This is a genomic window from Marinobacter antarcticus (assembly GCF_900142385.1).
GTDB lineage: Bacteria > Pseudomonadota > Gammaproteobacteria > Pseudomonadales > Oleiphilaceae > Marinobacter > Marinobacter antarcticus.
Map to the genome: position 1 here is coordinate 2,050,680 of NZ_FRAQ01000001.1, position 17,895 is coordinate 2,068,574.

The window sequence follows — 17,895 nt, forward strand, 5'->3', positions numbered from 1 at the left end:
CGATCTGTGGGGATATTGGATTGAAGCAGCTGATTTGTGAGAGAAATTGATTTTCCCTGTTGACGGAACCATTTGTCGGCGTTAATATGCGCGCCACTTTGCTGATGCAACATATTGTTCAGTTCAGACGGGGTATAGCGCAGCCTGGTAGCGCGCCTGCTTTGGGAGCAGGATGTCGGGAGTTCGAATCTCTCTACCCCGACCATTTTCTGAATGTTCAGCTAGGCGAACGGTCAAGCGCCCGTAGCTCAGCTGGATAGAGCATCGGCCTTCTAAGCCGAGGGTCGCAGGTTCGAGTCCTGCCGGGCGCGCCATTAAAGCCGCCGGCTTGATCGGGATCGCAGACAGCAAAGTCGAAGGTCAGTTTTTGTCGAATGTGCCGCAAGGTATATCCCGATGTGGTGGGCGTAGCTCAGTTGGTAGAGCTCAGGATTGTGACTCCTGCGGTCGAGGGTTCGATCCCCTTCGTCCACCCCAATTTTTAAAGTGTTTTCCGCATTTTCCAGGTGTCATGACTGTTGCGGTTGACGCTCTGTTTTATCAGGTTTTTAGCTCCGGTGGTGGAATTGGTAGACACGATAGGTTTAGGTCCTGTTGCCGCAAGGTGTGGGGGTTCAAGTCCCTCCCGGAGTACCACTTTAAAGGCCCTTAGATACTTTCTAACGGCCTTTTTTATTTGGGAGCAGGCAGGGTGCTAGTAAACGCCTTTAACGACCCCCTTTGTTTTTTTCTTTTTGCCCCCAACTCCTTCCTTAAGTCGTCGTTGTAATCACAAACTCTGAAACTACCCGTGGCAGATGATTCTCTCGTCATAGCAAACCGTGATAAACTATCGGCTTTTAATTTTGGGTCTTTTCCGAGGAAACTGCTCAGGAATGGACTTTTGGTTTTAATTTCATTCATATACCGAACCCGAAATTTGAGGATCTTCCATGCAAGTGTCTGTAGAAACGACCTCCAACATCGAGCGTCGCATGACGATTGGTGTGCCCGCCCAGGAAATTGATCAGGCGGTTCAGAAACGCCTGCAGGAAACCGCGCGTACTGTGCGCCTTAATGGTTTCCGCCCCGGGAAGGTGCCCATGAGCGTGGTCAAGCGTCGTTTCGGTGACAGCGTGCGCCAGGAAATCGTAGGCGAGATCATGCGCGACAACTACATCAAGGCACTGCAGGAACAGGATATTAACCCTGCGGGCTGGCCCAAGCTTGAGCCCAAGACAATGGAAGAAGGCAAGGATCTCGAATTCGTTGCCATCTTTGAAGTTCTTCCCGAAATTGTATTGGGTGATCTGAGCAAGATCTCCATCGAAAAGCTGAGCTCCGAGATCACCGACAAGGATATCGACACCATGATCGATAACCTGCGTCGTCAGCAGGCCACCATGAAGTCCGTCAAGCGCAAGTCCAAGAACAAGGACGTGTTGACCATCGACTTCAAGGGCTCTATCGACGGCGAAGAGTTTGAGGGCGGCTCCGCTGAAGGCCACAAACTTACCCTGGGTTCTGATCAGATGATTCCCGGCTTCGAAAAGGCCATCGTTGGCGGCAAGGCCGGCGAAGAGCTTGATATTGAAGTGACTTTCCCCGAGGACTATCACAACGAAGACCTCAAAGGTAAGCCTGCAAAGTTTGATATCACGATTCACGAAGTTGAAGAGCCGCAGCTGCCTGAGCTGAATGCCGAATTCTTCAGCAAGTTCGGTATTGAAGCTGAAGACGAAGCCGCCTTCCGTGAAGAAGTGAAGAAAAATATGGAGCGCGAGCTCAAGCAGGCTGTGTCTAACAAGGTCAAGAACGACGTTGTAGACGGTCTTCTGGAAACGACTGAAGTCGACATTCCAGCAACTCTGTCTGACCAGGAAATCGATCGTCTGCGCAAGGAAGCTGTTGAGCGCTTCGGCGGTCAGGTGGATTTCCAGCAGTTGCCGAAGGAAATCTTCCAGGAACAGGCTGAGCGTCGTGTGAAAACCGGCCTGCTGTTTCAGGAAGTCGTTAAGGTTAATGACCTGAAAGTAGATCCGGCCAAGGTTGACGAAAAGATCCAGGAGATCGCGTCAACGTATGAACAGCCAGACGAAGTTATTGCGCACTTCAGCGGTAACGCGGAGCAGAAGAGCCAGATCGAGTCTTCTGTGCTGGAAGATCAGGTTGTTGACTATGTGCTGTCTCAGGCTACGGTCACGGAAAAGAAGGTCAAGTACGAAGAAGCCATTCAGGCAGGGCAACCTCAGCGCTGATATTGACAGCGTGGCAAGGCCGGGGGCGGATCAGCTTCCGGCCATGCTTGCCGAACAGTTTTAACAGCCGGCGTGTCCGGCTGTTTTCATCTTTGCTTGTGGCTGGCAAAGTATAGGGTGCAAGAATACTGAAGATGCCGTGGTTTAAAGCCACGCCCCATTTGTCCATAAGGAGTTCAGGCGCATCATGACGCAGAAACCAATCGATGGTTCCGCAGTGGATACCAGGTCCGCCCTGGTGCCGATGGTTATCGAGCAGACTGCTCGCGGGGAGCGCTCGTTCGATATTTATTCCCGTTTGCTCAAAGAGCGGGTGATCTTCATGGTTGGGCAGGTAGAAGATCACATGGCTAACCTGATCGTGGCGCAGCTTCTGTTCCTGGAATCTGAAAACCCGGATAAAGACATTCATTTGTATATCAATAGCCCTGGTGGCTCTGTGTCAGCGGGCATGTCCATTTACGACACCATGCAGTTTATCAAGCCCGATGTCTCAACCTTGTGTGTGGGACAGGCTGCCAGTATGGGCGCGTTCCTGCTGGCCGGCGGCGCTGCTGGGAAGAGGGCCTGCCTGCCCAATTCGCGCGTAATGATTCACCAGCCTCTGGGTGGTTATCGGGGCCAGGCGACGGATATTGAGATCCATACCCGCGAAATCCTCAAGATCCGCCATACTCTGAACTCTATTCTGGCCTACCACACTGGTCAGGACCTGAAAACTATCTCCAAGGACACGGATCGTGACAATTTCATGGATCCGACTCAGGCAAAAGAGTACGGGCTGATTGACTCGATACTTGATAAGCGCGTACCGAATAAATAATACTGGTAATAATTGCATCACCCTGGCCGGCGTATGGGTATCTGAAGCGCCGGCAAAACGAGATCAGAGGTATTTCAATGGCAGATGAAAGAAACGGCAGAGGCGACGATAACGGCAAGTTGCTCTACTGCTCGTTTTGTGGAAAGAGCCAGCATGAAGTCCGTAAGCTCATTGCAGGGCCTTCGGTGTTCATCTGCGACGAGTGCGTCGACCTGTGCAACGATATTATCCGTGAAGAGATTCAGGAGAACGCACAGGAGGAGCCGAGTGATCGTCTTCCGACGCCGGCTGAAATCCGCAATACGCTTGATGAGTATGTCATCGGTCAGGATCGCGCCAAGGTTGTACTTGCGGTAGCGGTTTACAATCATTATAAGCGCCTCCGGTACGGTGAAGGGAAGGCCGATGTTGAGCTTGGCAAGAGTAATATTCTGCTGATCGGCCCGACGGGCAGTGGTAAGACCTTGCTTGCAGAGACTCTGGCCAGAATGCTCAACGTGCCCTTTACCATCGCCGACGCCACAACGCTCACCGAAGCAGGCTACGTGGGTGAAGATGTTGAGAACATCATCCAGAAACTGCTTCAGAAGTGTGACTACGATGTAGATAAAGCCCAGCGGGGCATTGTTTATATTGATGAGATCGACAAGATTTCACGTAAGTCGGACAACCCGTCAATTACTCGCGATGTGTCGGGTGAGGGTGTTCAGCAGGCTCTGCTGAAGTTGATCGAGGGTACGGTGGCCTCAGTACCTCCCCAAGGTGGACGTAAGCATCCGCAGCAGGAATTTTTGCAGGTTGATACCGGCAACATGCTGTTCATCTGCGGTGGGGCGTTCGCGGGCCTGGACAAAGTGATCCGCGATCGCACTGAAAAGAGCAGTATCGGTTTTTCAGCCGCTGTTACCAGCCGGGACGACTCTAAAAATACTGGAGATGTCATCAAGAACGTGGAGACGGAAGATTTGGTCAAGTATGGCCTGATCCCCGAATTTGTTGGCCGTCTGCCGGTAATTGCGACACTCAATGAGCTTGATGAAGATGCACTTGTGCAGATTCTCACGGAACCGAAAAACTCTCTGACCAAGCAGTATCAGAAATTGTTCGACATGGAAGGTGTAGAACTTGATTTCCGGGACGAGGCGTTGCGTGCCGTTGCCAGCAAGGCTCTGGAGCGTAAAACCGGCGCCCGTGGTCTGCGCTCGATCATGGAAGCTACCTTGCTCGACACCATGTACCAGATTCCGTCGGAGCATGATATTTCCAAGGTTGTGATTGATGAGAGCGTCATTAAGGGCGATTCAGAACCGTTCAAGATATACGCGAACACCGATCACGCCAAAGCTGTGCCGGACGACTGATTGGTCTGTCACTGCTGTAGGATAAACAAAAAAGGGGCGGGAACGCCCCTTTTTTGTTGGTTTGTATCAGCAGGGCCATACGCTGTGTTGTTTGGTAAAAATATTGCAATTCCAGCAGCCGCCCCAATGAAGGGTGATATGCTGAATGAAACCCCGTCAGAGGATTCCTTATGACCCGGATACCCGAAGATATCGTGCAAGAATACCCGCTGCTTCCGCTCCGTGACGTGGTGGTTTTCCCGCACATGGTGGTCCCACTTTTTGTGGGCCGCGAGAAATCCATTCAGGCTCTGGAAGCCGCGATGGAAGGAAGCAAGGAAATCCTCCTGGTGGCCCAGCGCGACGCCTCCACGGATGATCCCGGCCCCGATGATGTGTTTGAAATGGGCACGCTGGCTACAGTGCTACAGATGCTACGGCTCCCTGATGGCACCGTGAAAGTATTGGTTGAGGGCAATGCCCGGGCTGCGATCAGTAATATTTCAGAAGCCGATTACCTGTCCGCTAGCGCTTCGCTGATGGACGAAGAAGGTTTGCCTGAGCGCGAAGAAGGAGTGCTCCTGAAAACCCTGATGGGTGAGTTTGAAAAGTATGTGAAGGTGTCCAGGAAGGTACCTTCGGAGGTCTCTAGTGCCTTGGCTGGAATCGAAGAGCTGGAACGCCTCGCAGACACCATGGCGGCCCATCTTGAGATGCGCATTCCGGAAAAGCAGGAGTTGCTGGAAGCGCTTGACGTTAATCGCCGCGTGGAGCTCCTGCTGGGTAAGCTGGATGGGGAAATCGACCTGATCGAGGTTGAAAAGCGCATTCGTGGCCGCGTAAAGAAACAGATGGAACGCAGTCAGCGTGAGTATTACCTGAATGAGCAGATGAAGGCTATCCAGAAAGAAATGGGTAACCTGGGTGAGGGTAATAACGATTTCGAAGAGTTGGAGCAGAAGCTCGAGGAAGCCGGCCTGCCCGAAGAGGCTCGTAAAAAGACGGAGTCGGAGCTGAACAAGCTGAAGATGATGTCGCCGATGTCTGCCGAGGCCACGGTTGTCCGTGGTTACATCGACTGGATGTTGGCCGTGCCCTGGAAAAAGCGCAGTCGTGTGCGTCACGATATTGAAAAAGCCCGGAAGATTCTCGATCAGGATCACTACGGCCTTGACGAGGTTAAGAAACGCATTCTCGAATACCTTGCCGTACAAAGCCGTGTGAAAAAGGTAAAAGGCCCTGTGCTGTGTCTGGTGGGGCCTCCTGGTGTCGGTAAAACCTCCCTCGGACAGTCCATCGCCCGAGCCACAAACCGCAAGTACACCCGGATGGCCCTGGGTGGTGTGCGCGATGAGGCTGAGATTCGGGGTCACCGTAAAACCTATATTGGCGCGCTGCCCGGTAAGCTGTTGCAGAAGCTGTCTAAAGTGGGCGTAAAAAACCCACTGTTCCTGTTCGATGAAATCGACAAGATGGGCATGGATCACCGTGGTGATCCCGCGTCTGCTTTGCTGGAAGTTCTGGATCCTGAGCAGAATCACACGTTCAATGATCATTACCTGGAAGTGGACTACGACCTCTCCGATGTCATGTTCGTGTGTACATCCAACTCCATGGACATCCCGGCAGCATTGTTGGATCGCATGGAAATTATCCGGATTCCAGGTTACACCGAAGCCGAGAAAGTGAATATCGCGTTGCGTTATCTGGTGCCTAAACAGATCAAGGCGAACGGACTGCGCAAGGATGAGTTGACGCTGCCAGAAGAAACCCTGCGGGATATCGTGCGCTATTACACCCGAGAGGCCGGTGTGCGTGGTCTTGAGCGGGAAATTGCGAAGCTCTGTCGGAAGGTGGTGCGTGAGCACGCGGAGGCCAATGATAAGGCGACCATAGTCCTTGGGCCGGATTTGCTGGAAAACTACTCAGGCGTGCGCAAGTTCAATTACGGGCTGGCGGAAGAAACCAATCAGATCGGTCAGGTAACCGGTCTGGCCTGGACGCAGGTGGGCGGCGAGCTTCTGACGATTGAATGCGCCCTCACACCGGGTAAAGGCAGGGTTGTTAAAACCGGGTCCCTTGGTGATGTGATGCAGGAGTCTATTCAGACCGCGCTTACGGTTGTCAGAAGCCGCGCTCCGGGCCTGGGTATTGCGGACGATTTCCACGAAAAGCACGATTTGCACGTTCACGTACCCGAAGGTGCGACACCCAAAGATGGCCCCAGTGCCGGTATTGGTATGTGTACAGCGCTGGTTTCTGCGCTTACCAAAATCCCGGTTCGTGCAGACGTCGCGATGACGGGTGAAATTACGCTCCGTGGTCGGGTTCTGGCCATTGGCGGGCTGAAAGAAAAGCTCCTTGCGGCTCATCGGGGTGGTATCAAAACTATTATTATTCCTGATGAAAATGTCAGGGATCTCAAAGAGATACCGGATAATATCAAGGAGTCACTGGAGATTCTTCCGGTCAAATGGATTGACGAAGTGCTGGATATTGCGCTGGCTTACGCACCGGAGCCGAACACGGCTAAAAAATCGTCCGAGGCGGGGTCAGGCAAGCCGCATGACGATGAAAGTGACAGTGCAGAACGCATAAATACACATTAAAGCTTCGATGAGTTGTTGACATGCCGGAGAGCCCATTGGTATAACTGTTTCGCCGTGAAGCAGCCAATACCAAGGGCTCCCGCGCAGTATATGCCTATTCCGAACACCGGTTAAATGCCGAAAGGAATAAGAAAATCGAAGAATGGAATTCTCTGACCGCTTATGCGATAGTCGAGAACGTCCGAGAAAAAATAATCCGACCTATAGCATCTTCAAACTGAAAGCGAAGGGGTTTAGTGTGAACAAGTCCGAACTAATCGATGCAATTGCAGAATCTGCAGATATTTCCAAAGCCGCCGCTGGCCGTGCTCTGGACGCAATGACCAACTCTATTACCGGTGCCCTCAAAAAAGGCGATCAGGTTACTCTGATCGGTTTTGGTACCTTCTCAGTGAAAGATCGTGCTGCGCGCACGGGTCGTAACCCGCAAACGGGTGCCGAGATCAAGATTGCGGCCTCCAAAGTGCCTGGGTTTAAGGCAGGCAAGGCCCTGAAAGACGCCGTTAAGTAACGGTTCTTTCTCCGGCGGCTCTTGTCAAAGGGAGCCGCCAAGAAGAATTCAAGGCGCATTCCGACAGGGTGCGCCTTTTTACGTTAAGTGCACCGGCAAAGGGGTTCGGGACAAACATGCTTCAAGATATTCGGGAAAATTCCCAAGGCACTATTGCCAAGATCATTATCGGTCTGTTGATCGTGTCCCTCTCAATCTGGGGAATGGATGCCATTATTGGTGGCTTCTCCGGCGAGCCGGAGGTGGCAACAGTCAATGGTGAGGACATTACTGAGCGGGAATTCCTGCGGGTTGTCCAGATGGAGAGCCAGCGCCGTCTTGCCGGTATGGAACGCCCTGATCCGGCCATGCTGAACGAGGATCAGATCCGCAAAGACGTACTTGACTCGCTGGTTCAGGAGCAGGTTCTTATTCAGGATGCCAGAGGCCAAGGGCTTGCGCTCAATGACGCGGATATCGATGCGTTGATCACCCAGATGCCGCAGTTTCAGGTTGATGGACAATTTAACCGTGATCGCTTCGTAGCTTCGGTACGCAACCTTGGGATGGGTGTGGGTGAGTTCCGTGAAGCCATGCGCAAGCAGTATGTGGTCAACCAGATCCGCGGCGGCATTATGCAGAGCGGCCTTGTTGCAGACGTGAATGCCAAACAACTTCTGCGAATCCAGAACCAGACCCGGAACTTCCGCGTTGTTCAGATTCCCGCAAGTGCGGTTTCAGGTGGGCTTGAGATCACAGATGCCGACATTGAGGCCTTCTACCAGGAAAACAAAAATGCATTCAGGCAGCCGGAGCAAGTGGACGCAGCTTACATAACTTTATCGCTGGGTGCCTTGGCAGAGAAGATCGAAATCAGCCAAGAGGATCTTGAAGCTTACTACAAGCAGCGCGCTGGCGATCTGGCCCGTGAGGAGCGCCGTGCGTCCCATATTCTGATTGAGGATGGCCCTGACGTAGAGCAGACCATAGCGGCCATTCAGGAGCGTCTCGAAGCCGGTGAGAGCTTTGAAGATCTGGCGAAAGAGTTCTCTGTTGATACCGTATCTGCAAAAGAGGGCGGCGACCTGGGCTATGCTGGCCGTGGCGTTTATGACGAAGCTTTTGAAAAAGCTCTGTTTGCACTGGAAGAGGGTAAGATTTCCGGTCCGGTGAAGACCAGCTTTGGTGTGCATCTGATTCGTCTTGATGACGTTCGTCGATCTGAGGTTCCTGCGCTGGAAGAGATTGAGCAGCAACTGCGCACTGAACTCGCCCGCGAGCGTGCTCAGGAAAAGTATGCAGAAGTGAGAGCAGAGTTGGCCGATTCAGCCTACGCCGCAGATGACCTGGTAGGCCCTGCCAAAGAACTTGGTCTGGAAATTCGTGAGGCCAAGGGTGTTACCAAAGAGGGTGGTCAGGCTCCGTTCGACCACGCAGGACTGGTTCGTCAACTTTTCTCGGAAGATGTTCTTGCGGGTGGGTATAACACCGAGCTGATCGACGTTGGCGATAATGTTTCCGTTGTTGCCCGTGTCCGCGAGCACCGCGAAGCCCAGCAACTTGCTCTTGAGGATGTGCAGGACAGCATTCGCAGCAGCCTGGAGGCTCGTAAAATCCGGGAAATGCTGAATGAGCGTGCTGAGACTATTGTTGCCAGCCTAGAGGCGGGGGAGTCTCTGGAAGCCCTGAATGCGGGCGACTGGGAGCAGTTTGAAGATCAGGCCCGGAATGCAGCGGGTGCAGATCCACAGGTGATCCAGGCTGTTTTCTCTCTGGCCCGGCCCAATGAAGGGCGTGCGAGTTACGGCACGGCGATGACACGAAGCGGTGTTGCGGTTATCGCGCTGGATGCTGTAAACGAGGGTGGTGCAGATGAGAACAGTGCAGATCTGGATCAATTGCGCAAATTCTTGGCTTCCCTTGAGGGCCAGCGTGAATACGCAGCGTATCAGCAGTTCCTGAGAAACAAAGCTGAAGTATCCCGGCCATAAGTAAGGCGCTGCGGTAATAAAAAACCCGGGCAACGTATGTTGTCCGGGTTTTTTATTGCCTCTTGTCGCGGCTGCCCTCAGTCAGGGCTTGAAGGAAAGCGGGTAGGTTTCAGGCTGTCTTTGATTTTCTTGAGATGTACCAGAAAGTCAGTCCCGCGCTTGAGCGTGACGCCGGTGGCCAGAATATCGATGACGGTCAGATGGATGATCCGGGAAGACATCGGCATGTACACCTCTATGTCTTCTGGTGCGGTAACTTCCAGAGCAACGGTGCAGACTTCTGCCAGCGGTGAGTCCGGTGTTGTGATACCAATAACGGTTGCGCCGTTGTCCCGGGCAATGCGGGCGATATCGACGGTTTCCCTGGTACGTCCGGTATAGGAAATCAGTACGATGACATCCCCGACACTCGCGCCAGCGGCTACCATGCGCTGCATCAGAGCGTCATCATAAGACATGACCGGAATGTTAAAGCGGAAAAACTTGTGTTGTGCGTCAAGTGCTACAGACGCAGAGCCTCCCATACCAAAAAAGTTGATCTGTCTGGCCTGGATAAGATAGTCAATGGCGGTTGCCAGTACACGAGGGTCCAGCGCCTGGCGAGCCTTGTCGAGGTTGGCAATGGTGCTCATCATGATCTTGTCGGCAAACTCTGCAACCGTATCGTCGGGCTCTATGTTCTGGCCGATATAGGGTGTACCCGTGGCGATACTTTGTGCCAGACGAATTTTGAAATCCGGAAAACCTGTGGCCGAGAACCCTCGGCAAAACCGGTTAACGGTAGGCTCGCTGACGTTTGAGGCCCGGGCCAAGGCCGCAATACTGTAACGGGTGGCTGCGCTCGGATCCCGCAGGATAGCCTCTGCTACCTTGCGCTCCGACTTGTTCAACGTGTCCAGCCGGGACTGGATATCTTCCAGTAGATTCTCGTCACGATGCGCCTGGTTTACAGCCATCAAAGCTACTCCCTGAATCCTTGGTGGGACGGTTAATCAATACAGACTGATTATACCGGGATTTTAACGCATTTTGGGTAGTAAACGTATCAATATATCGATGTAACCCTTGGATTAATGCACGTCCAATGTCATTATTTGGATAAAATTACTACATTCCATCGTGAATGCTGGCCGTTTTTATGGCCTGACTTTATCTGAGAGACGAATCCGATGATCAGCAGGAATAGTACCCGTTGCGACATTATGCTGTTTGGTGCGTTGGGAGATTTGGCTCTACGTAAGCTGTTCCCGGCTTTTTACCAGCTGGAGCGAGCCGGTTTACTGGCCGGTGGCAGCAGGATATTGGCGATCGCCCGGCGGGATCTGGATACCACGGCCGTGCGCAAACAGTTGCTGGACAAGCTTGAGCAGTATGTAAAGCCCGAAGAGTTCGATCGTTCTTTAGCTGAGACTTTTGTGCAGAGGATTGAGTACCAGGCGCTCGATTTTCATGATCAGGAAGGCTTCGGTGTCCTCAACGATTGGCGCGACGAGCACAACAATGAGCTGATCGTTTACATGGCAAGCCCGCCGGCGATGTACGGAGTTATTGCCCGTAATCTCCGATCATCCAGTTGCTGCACCGAGAACACGCGAGTCGTTGTGGAGAAGCCTATTGGTCACGATCTGGAATCTTCCCGGGTGATAAATGATGAACTTGGGGCGGTTTATAAAGAGAGCCAGCTTTTTCGAATCGATCACTATCTTGGTAAAGAGACCGTTCAGAACCTGATTGCATTGCGCTTCGCAAATAATCTGTTTGCATCCCAATGGGATCAGAACCATATTTCTCATGTGGAAATATCCGTCGCCGAGAGCGTGGGAATTGAAGGCCGGTGGGGCTACTTTGATAAAGCCGGCCAGATCCGGGACATGGTTCAGAATCATCTTCTTCAATTGTTGTGCCTCATTGCGATGGACCCTCCCTCTGATTTGTCTGCCGATAGTATCCGTGATGAAAAGGTGAAAGTGCTCAAAACCCTGCGCACGATAACGCCGGACATGATGGAAAGTTACGTGGTGCGAGGCCAGTACACGGCCGGAACCAGCACCGGAAAACCGGTTCCGGGTTATCTGGAAGAGGAGGGCGCCAACAAGAGGAGTGAAACAGAAACCTTTGTAGCTCTGAAGGTTGAAATCGACAACTGGCGCTGGTCTGGGGTGCCGTTTTATATCCGTACTGGCAAGCGCCTTCCGGAAAAACTGTCCCAGATTATCATTCACTTCAAGCCAGCTCCCCACTACATTTTTGATCCGGACCAGAAGCACTTGGCGAACAACAAGCTGATCATCCGTTTGCAGCCGGATGAAGGCATGTCACTTAAAATCCTCACCAAAGACCAGGGCCTGCATAAAGGTATGCGGCTGCGACAGGGGCCACTTGAGCTGACGTTTTCGGAGACCTTCGAAGCCGAGCGGATCCCCGATGCTTATGAGCGTCTCCTGTGGGAAATCATGAAAGGTAACCAGTACCTGTTCGTGCGTCGTGACGAAGTGGAATATGCATGGCGTTGGGTTGACCGGATTATTCAGAACTGGAATGACGGTGGTGATCCGCCGAAGCGATACGCTGCAGGCACCTGGGGACCTGTGGCTTCCATTGCCATGATCACCCGTGATGGAAGGAGTTGGTATGAAGACGCCTGAGATCATACTTCCGCGCGGCGTTGAAGCGCGCTTTGGTGAAACTCCAGAGCAGACTGCTCAGGAGTTAGCCAACGCCGTTGCAGAGTTTCTCAAGGGCAGGCTTATGAAAGCTGAGCGGGTAAGCCTTGCAGTTTCTGGCGGTTCGACGCCGATACCATTTTTTCAGGCTCTATCCCTGAAAGAAATGGAATGGGGCCGGGTAGATGTTTTACTGGCGGATGAGCGCTGGGTGGATGAAACCGATGCAGCCAGTAATACCAGGCTCATAAAAGAGAATCTGCTCCGGAACAACGCAGCGGCCGCGAGGTATTTCTCGTTGAAACAGGAAGGTGACACTCCCGAAGAGGGGCTGGATGCAGTCAAATCCGAGCTTGCGAGCCTGACTCTCCCGTTGGACGTACTGATACTGGGCATGGGCAATGACGGTCACACCGCGTCTCTTTTCCCCGACGCCCCGGAGATCTCGTCGGCCATGAATGCAGACGGCAAGGAGAGGGTGGCTGCGATGACTCCGCCCTCCCAAGCGCATCCGCGCATTACGCTAACTTACCCGTTGATGCATGAGGCCAAATTTATCGTTCTGCACCTCAAGGGCCACGACAAGCTCGATACGCTCAGGCTAGCACTGAGTCAGCCGAATGAACTGCTCGCGATGCCTGTTCGCGGCTTCCTGAAACCCGGCTTGCAGGTCTTCTGGAGCCCCTGAACTATTTGGAGAAAATCATGAGCCAACTATCCGGCTATCACCGCGATCGCATCAGGTCAGTTCTGGGGGCTTCACCCTTGATGCCCGTTATTACTATAAAGCATCCGGACGAGGCGGTACCGCTCTGTCAGGCCCTCTTTGATGGTGGGGTTCGCGTGATGGAAATAACCTTACGCACGGAACATGGGCTCAAAGCGATCAAAAGTGTGCGCGAAGCTCTGCCGGAAGCCTGGGTTGGGGCTGGAACGGTGACCAGCCTTTCCCAATATCGTCAGGCCGAAGCCGCAGGCGCCCAGTTCATCGTCACCCCCGGCGTTACCGAAGCGCTTCTCGAATTCGCTCTAACCTCTGAAGCACCCCTTTTGCCGGGTGTTTCAACAGCCTCCGAACTGATGCTGGGGTACGGCCTGGGTTATCGTGAGTTCAAGTTTTTCCCGGCGGAAGTCGCGGGCGGAATCCCCGCACTAAAAGCCCTCAATGGGCCATTCCCGGATGCAGCTTTCTGCCCAACCGGTGGGATCCGCCGCGACACTGCCAAGGACTATCTGGCCTTGAGCAATGTGCAGACGGTTGGCGGTAGCTGGCTGACGCCAACCGATGTTGTTGCGAAGAGAGATTGGGCGCAGATCACCAAAATCGCCCGTGGTAGTCTTTCTGATATCAGCTGATATCAGCTGATATCAGCGCCAACCCGCACAATTTTCATGGTGTTGGTGCCACCCTGGGCGTTCACATAATCGCCCTTGGTGATGACCACCAGATCGCCCTTACTCACCACCTTCCTGTTAACCAGCTCCGATATGGCCAGCGCATTGGTTCGCTCATTCGGAATCTTTGCAGAATCAAACGGGACCGTCTGAACGCCACGGTACATCACAACCCGATGCTGCGTGGAATGATGCCGGGAATACGCAAAAATCGGCAGGCTGGACTTGATGCGGGACATCAGCCGGGGCGTTGCGCCCGTTTCCGTCATACAGATGATAGCGGTCACGCCATTGAGATGATTCGCCGCATACATAGCGGACAGAGCAATTGCTTCATCTACATGCTCCATGCTTTCGTGAATCCGGTGATTCGACTGGTGCATCGTGGGATGCTTTTCTGCACCTACACATATACGCACCATTGCTTCTACAGCTTCTACCGGATAATCGCCCACTGCCGTTTCTGCAGACAACATAACCGCATCGGTGTAGTCCATAACAGCGTTCGCCACATCAGACACCTCAGCGCGGGTCGGCATAGGGCTGGTGATCATGGACTCCATCATCTGGGTTGCTGTAATGACAGCGCGATCCAGCACTCGTGCGCGCGCAATGATGTGTTTCTGCACACCCACAAGCTCCGCATCACCAATCTCTACCGCGAGATCACCGCGAGCCACCATGACTACGTCGGATGCCTCGATAACCGAATCCAGTGCTGCCATGTCGTGGGCCAGTTCCGCGCGCTCGATTTTTGCAACAAGACCGGCGTCGGAGCCGGCTTCTTTAAGAAGCCGACGAGCCGTGTGCATATCTTCGGCAGTGCGGACAAAGGACACCGCTACGTAGTCGGCCCCAAGGCGTGCAGCTGTTACGATATCCTGCTTGTCTTTTTCGGTCAGCGCATCGGCCGAAAGCCCGCCGCCACGTTTGTTAAGTCCCTTGTTGTTTGAGAGCGGGCCACCAATCAGAACTGAAGATGTGATGCTGCGATCGGCAACAGATTGCACCTCCATTTCGATGCGACCATCGTCCAGAACAAGGATGTCGCCGGGCTTTACGTCATCAATCAGCTGCTCATAATCGATGCCCACACGCTCTTCCGTGCCGGCTTCCTTGTCCATTGCGGCATCCAGAACAAAGGTTTGTCCTGCTTTCAGGATGACCTTGTTTTCAGCAAACCGGGCGATACGGAGTTTCGGGCCCTGAAGATCCGCCAGTAAAGCAACGAAACGGCCTTGAGCTGCGGCCGCCGCACGAACTCGCTGTGCCCGCTTGATGTGCTCATCAGCGCTGCCATGGGAAAAGTTGAGCCGGGCAACATCAACACCTGCGGCTATAATAGCAGCCAGAGATTCAGGGGAGTCCGTGGCGGGGCCGAGGGTGGCGACAATCTTGGTACGCCTGAGCATATTGTTATCCTTTGAAGATAAATTGGTAGTAAATGTATCAATAAATCATGAATTAATTATGACAATGACGTGATGATACCAAAAAAAGAACGTAAAATTACGTCTATAGACTATAAAATCTGCTCTGTGCAAAGGAACCTTGCATGCATGCAATCGTAGACAAAGTTACCCAGCGAATTATCGACCGCAGTCGTGCGCCGCGACAGGATTATCTTGGCCGCATGAATGAGCTGAAAACCCGCTCGCCACACCGGAATTCACTGTCCTGCGGTAATCTTGCTCACGGCTTTGCTGCCTGCAATCAGGATGACAAAGACACCCTGAAGCTGATGAACAAAGCCAATGTGGCCATGATTTCGGCATACAACGACATGCTTTCGGCGCATCAGCCCTATGCTGGCTTTCCCGATATCATCCGCGAGGCTGCTCATGGCATGGGTTCTGTAGCCCAGTTTGCCGGTGGTACGCCCGCCATGTGTGACGGGGTAACTCAAGGCCAGCCGGGCATGGAGCTCAGCCTGTTTTCACGGGACACCATTGCCATGAGCACGGCGGTAGCCCTGAGCCACAACATGTTTGATGCCACGCTGCTGTTGGGCATTTGCGACAAGATTGTTCCGGGGTTGTTGATCGGTGCGCTGAGCTTCGGATACCTGCCCACCATTCTGTTACCTGCGGGCCCTATGCCGTCGGGCCTTCCGAACAAGGAAAAACAGCGTATACGTCAGCTGTATGCAGAGGGAAAGATCGGAAAAGACGAGCTGCTGGAGGCTGAGATCAAGTCCTATCATAGCCCGGGCACCTGCACCTTCTATGGCACGGCCAACAGCAATCAGCTTCTGGTTGAAGTCATGGGGCTGCATTTACCGGGCGCTGCGTTTGTAAACCCGAATACGCCGTTGCGGGATCAGCTGACGCGCGCTGCAACTGAACAGGTTATTCGTTTATCCAGGCCCCAGGGTGGTGAGCTTGGACTGGGTGACATGATTGACGAGAAAAGCATCGTCAACGCGCTAGTGGCGCTTCTGGTAACCGGAGGCTCCACCAACCACACGCTGCACTGGGTTGCGATTGCCCGGGCAGCGGGCATTCTCATCGACTGGAATGACTACGCTGAGCTCTCATCCGTAGTGCCATCGATGACTCGCATCTATCCCAATGGCGAGGACGATGTGAATGCTTTTCACGAAGCTGGAGGCACGCCATTCCTGATTCGAGAACTGCTTGAGGGCGGCTACCTGCACGGTGATGTGGAGACGGTTGTCGGGCACGGACTTGAGCGCTACGCGCAAATGCCGACACTCAATGATGGCAAACTCGTTTGGCAGCCTGCTCCCGGGAAAAGCTTGCGCCCGGATGTATTGAGCAGCGCCGCCGAGCCTTTTGCGCCCGATGGCGGCCTCAAGGTGCTGGATGGAAACCTCGGCCGGGGCGTGATCAAGGTTTCTTCGGTTGCCCCCGAACATCACAAGATCGAAGCACCCGCCGTGGTTTTCAATGACCAGAACGAGCTGAAGGCGGCTTTCGATGCTGGTGAGCTTGATAAGGACTGTGTCGTTATTGTTCGTTTTCAGGGGCCAAGATCCAATGGTATGCCCGAACTACACAAGCTGACTCCCTATCTTGGTGTGCTGCAGGATCGAGGTTTTCGGGTTGGCTTGGTCACTGACGGCAGGATGTCTGGCGCGTCTGGTAAGGTCCCTGCGGCGATTCATGTTTATCCGGAAGCTCTCGATGGGGGGGCTCTTGCAAGGGTTCGGGATGGCGATCTGATATGCCTGGATGCGGATAAGGGTGCCTTATCGATTGTTGTGGATGAGGCGGAATTCGCGAAGCGTGAGCCGGCCAGGCTTGATCTGTCCGGTTATCATCAGGGTTATGGCAGAGAACTGTTTGGCTGGATGCGGCGCTCGGCGAGCACAGCTGAGGAAGGAGCCAGCATTTTCTGGAATCATGAGGCATGAGTGCAGCGGATTATTCCCTGGTAGGGGACATAGGTGGAACCAACGCTCGTTTTGCTCTCGTAGAGCAGGGTGGTGTTCAGCCCCGGGCGATCGAGGCTTTGTCGTGCCGGGACTATGCCAATCTGGATGACGCCATAAAGCATTATCTGAAAAAGGTCGGGATCACGGAAGTTCTCGGAGCTTGCCTGGCAGTTGCTTCTCCGGTGCGTGATGGCGTCGTGAAAATGACCAATAATCATTGGCACTTTGATAGTGAATGTATCCGAAGCCAGTTTGGCTGGAAGGCATTTAAGGTGATTAATGACTTCACGGCTATGGCTTTGGGTGTTCCCCATGTTTCGAAAAAAAATCTGGTACATGTCTGCGGTGGCCCGGGTGATCACCGTCGTCCGCGGCTTGTAATGGGGCCGGGTACCGGTCTCGGTCTCTCCGGTCTGGTGCCAGTCAGAAACGGCTGGGTGCCGTTGGTGACCGAGGGTGGACATGTAGATTTTGCGCCAGTGAATGATTCAGAGGTGGCGATTCTGAGAATTCTCAAGGCTCGATTTGGGCGTGTGTCCGTGGAACGGATTCTGTGTGGTCAGGGATTGCTGAACCTTTACCAGGCACATTGTGAGATTCAGTGTGTGGCCGCATTGCTAAATACGCCGGAGGCAATAACGAAAGCCGCGCTGGAGCAGAACGATCTATTAGCGCGCCATACCCTGAATCATTTTTGTGAACTGCTCGGCAGGACGGCTGGCAATGCGGTTCTGACGCTTGGAAGTACAGGGGGCGTGTATTTGTGCGGTGGTATGTTACCCCGATTTCTGGACTTCTTTCTGGAAAGTCCTTTCCGGAACGGCTTCGAGGACAAGGGCCGCATGCGCCCCTTGCTGGAATCTACACCGGTGTACGTCGTAACCGAGCCTTACGCAGGCCTGCTGGGGGCGGCCGAAGCTTTGGGCAATCCCGAAGTTTAGCGGTGGTTC

At 53.5% G+C, this 17,895-nt stretch carries 13 protein-coding genes and 4 tRNA genes; 15 read left to right on the top strand and 2 right to left on the bottom strand.

Features of this window, described 5'->3' with window-relative positions; all coding sequences use genetic code 11:
* Window positions 1–128 precede the first annotated feature (128 nt).
* From BUA49_RS09610 to BUA49_RS09660, 10 genes are all read left to right on the top strand, one after another.
* Window positions 129–205: transfer RNA gene (locus BUA49_RS09610), tRNA-Pro, on the top strand.
* A 32-nt stretch (window positions 206–237) separates the two neighbouring features.
* Window positions 238–314, top strand: a tRNA-Arg gene (locus tag BUA49_RS09615).
* An 87-nt stretch (window positions 315–401) separates the two neighbouring features.
* Window positions 402–477 (top strand) — tRNA-His (locus BUA49_RS09620).
* A gap of 74 nt (window positions 478–551) precedes the next feature.
* Window positions 552–636, top strand: a tRNA-Leu gene (locus BUA49_RS09625).
* Window positions 637–932: 296 nt separating this feature from the next.
* The gene (gene tig, locus BUA49_RS09630; protein ID WP_072796930.1) at window positions 933–2,237 is read left to right on the top strand and encodes a trigger factor; all 1,305 of its coding nucleotides are present in this window, start codon (window positions 933–935) and stop codon (window positions 2,235–2,237) included.
* Window positions 2,238–2,424: 187 nt separating this feature from the next.
* The gene (clpP, locus tag BUA49_RS09640) at window positions 2,425–3,060 is read left to right on the top strand and encodes an ATP-dependent Clp endopeptidase proteolytic subunit ClpP (protein WP_072796932.1); all 636 of its coding nucleotides are present in this window, start codon (window positions 2,425–2,427) and stop codon (window positions 3,058–3,060) included.
* Between the two features lie 77 nt (window positions 3,061–3,137).
* The gene (gene clpX, locus BUA49_RS09645) at window positions 3,138–4,421 is read left to right on the top strand and encodes an ATP-dependent Clp protease ATP-binding subunit ClpX (RefSeq protein WP_072796933.1); all 1,284 of its coding nucleotides are present in this window, start codon (window positions 3,138–3,140) and stop codon (window positions 4,419–4,421) included.
* Between the two features lie 170 nt (window positions 4,422–4,591).
* Window positions 4,592–7,009, top strand: coding sequence for an endopeptidase La (gene lon / locus BUA49_RS09650; RefSeq protein ID WP_072796934.1), 2,418 nt, complete (start codon window positions 4,592–4,594; stop codon window positions 7,007–7,009).
* A 238-nt stretch (window positions 7,010–7,247) separates the two neighbouring features.
* Window positions 7,248–7,520, top strand: coding sequence for an HU family DNA-binding protein (locus BUA49_RS09655; protein WP_044386154.1), 273 nt, complete (start codon window positions 7,248–7,250; stop codon window positions 7,518–7,520).
* A 116-nt stretch (window positions 7,521–7,636) separates the two neighbouring features.
* Window positions 7,637–9,490 carry a SurA N-terminal domain-containing protein gene (locus BUA49_RS09660; RefSeq protein WP_072796935.1) on the top strand — a complete coding sequence of 618 codons (1,854 nt, stop codon included), beginning with the start codon at window positions 7,637–7,639 and terminating at the stop codon, window positions 9,488–9,490.
* A gap of 77 nt (window positions 9,491–9,567) precedes the next feature.
* On the opposite strand, the gene BUA49_RS09665 is transcribed toward BUA49_RS09660, so the two are convergent.
* The gene (locus tag BUA49_RS09665) at window positions 9,568–10,446 is read right to left on the bottom strand and encodes a MurR/RpiR family transcriptional regulator (protein ID WP_072796936.1); all 879 of its coding nucleotides are present in this window, start codon (window positions 10,444–10,446) and stop codon (window positions 9,568–9,570) included.
* Between the two features lie 213 nt (window positions 10,447–10,659).
* Here BUA49_RS09665 and zwf point away from each other — a divergent pair, with 213 nt between their 5' ends.
* Genes zwf through BUA49_RS09680 form a run of 3 tightly spaced genes read left to right on the top strand, consistent with a single transcriptional unit; the run spans window position 10,660 to window position 13,509 of the window.
* On the top strand, window positions 10,660–12,135 hold the full coding sequence (zwf, locus tag BUA49_RS09670; RefSeq protein ID WP_072796937.1) for a glucose-6-phosphate dehydrogenase: 1,476 nt from the start codon (window positions 10,660–10,662) through the stop codon (window positions 12,133–12,135).
* The gene (pgl, locus tag BUA49_RS09675) at window positions 12,122–12,841 is read left to right on the top strand and encodes a 6-phosphogluconolactonase (RefSeq protein WP_072796938.1); all 720 of its coding nucleotides are present in this window, start codon (window positions 12,122–12,124) and stop codon (window positions 12,839–12,841) included. The genes zwf and pgl overlap by 14 nt, the downstream gene beginning before the upstream one ends.
* 17 nt (window positions 12,842–12,858) lie before the next feature.
* A complete protein-coding gene (locus BUA49_RS09680; RefSeq protein ID WP_072796939.1) occupies window positions 12,859–13,509 on the top strand; it encodes a bifunctional 4-hydroxy-2-oxoglutarate aldolase/2-dehydro-3-deoxy-phosphogluconate aldolase in 651 nt (216 codons plus the stop codon).
* Between the two features lie 2 nt (window positions 13,510–13,511).
* Here BUA49_RS09680 and pyk read toward each other — a convergent pair whose 3' ends face one another.
* Entirely contained in the window at window positions 13,512–14,960 is a 1,449-nt protein-coding gene (gene pyk / locus BUA49_RS09685; RefSeq protein ID WP_072796940.1) for a pyruvate kinase, read from the bottom strand.
* Window positions 14,961–15,103: 143 nt separating this feature from the next.
* Here pyk and edd point away from each other — a divergent pair, with 143 nt between their 5' ends.
* A complete protein-coding gene (gene edd, locus BUA49_RS09690; protein WP_072796941.1) occupies window positions 15,104–16,924 on the top strand; it encodes a phosphogluconate dehydratase in 1,821 nt (606 codons plus the stop codon).
* A complete protein-coding gene (glk, locus tag BUA49_RS09695) occupies window positions 16,921–17,886 on the top strand; it encodes a glucokinase (protein WP_072796942.1) in 966 nt (321 codons plus the stop codon). The genes edd and glk overlap by 4 nt, the downstream gene beginning before the upstream one ends.
* Window positions 17,887–17,895 lie beyond the last annotated feature (9 nt).

What these genes read in the sequence shown, in the direction of transcription:
- tig (WP_072796930.1), top strand. Translation starts at nt 933, where the DNA reads ATGCAAGTGTCTGTAGAAACGACCTCCAACATCGAGCGTCGCATGACG.
- clpP (WP_072796932.1), top strand. Translation starts at nt 2,425, where the DNA reads ATGACGCAGAAACCAATCGATGGTTCCGCAGTGGATACCAGGTCCGCC.
- clpX (WP_072796933.1), top strand. Translation starts at nt 3,138, where the DNA reads ATGGCAGATGAAAGAAACGGCAGAGGCGACGATAACGGCAAGTTGCTC.
- lon (WP_072796934.1), top strand. Translation starts at nt 4,592, where the DNA reads ATGACCCGGATACCCGAAGATATCGTGCAAGAATACCCGCTGCTTCCG.
- BUA49_RS09660 (WP_072796935.1), top strand. Translation starts at nt 7,637, where the DNA reads ATGCTTCAAGATATTCGGGAAAATTCCCAAGGCACTATTGCCAAGATC.
- BUA49_RS09665 (WP_072796936.1), bottom strand. Translation starts at nt 10,446, where the DNA reads ATGGCTGTAAACCAGGCGCATCGTGACGAGAATCTACTGGAAGATATC.
- zwf (WP_072796937.1), top strand. Translation starts at nt 10,660, where the DNA reads ATGATCAGCAGGAATAGTACCCGTTGCGACATTATGCTGTTTGGTGCG.
- pgl (WP_072796938.1), top strand. Translation starts at nt 12,122, where the DNA reads ATGAAGACGCCTGAGATCATACTTCCGCGCGGCGTTGAAGCGCGCTTT.
- BUA49_RS09680 (WP_072796939.1), top strand. Translation starts at nt 12,859, where the DNA reads ATGAGCCAACTATCCGGCTATCACCGCGATCGCATCAGGTCAGTTCTG.
- pyk (WP_072796940.1), bottom strand. Translation starts at nt 14,960, where the DNA reads ATGCTCAGGCGTACCAAGATTGTCGCCACCCTCGGCCCCGCCACGGAC.
- edd (WP_072796941.1), top strand. Translation starts at nt 15,104, where the DNA reads ATGCATGCAATCGTAGACAAAGTTACCCAGCGAATTATCGACCGCAGT.
- glk (WP_072796942.1), top strand. Translation starts at nt 16,921, where the DNA reads ATGAGTGCAGCGGATTATTCCCTGGTAGGGGACATAGGTGGAACCAAC.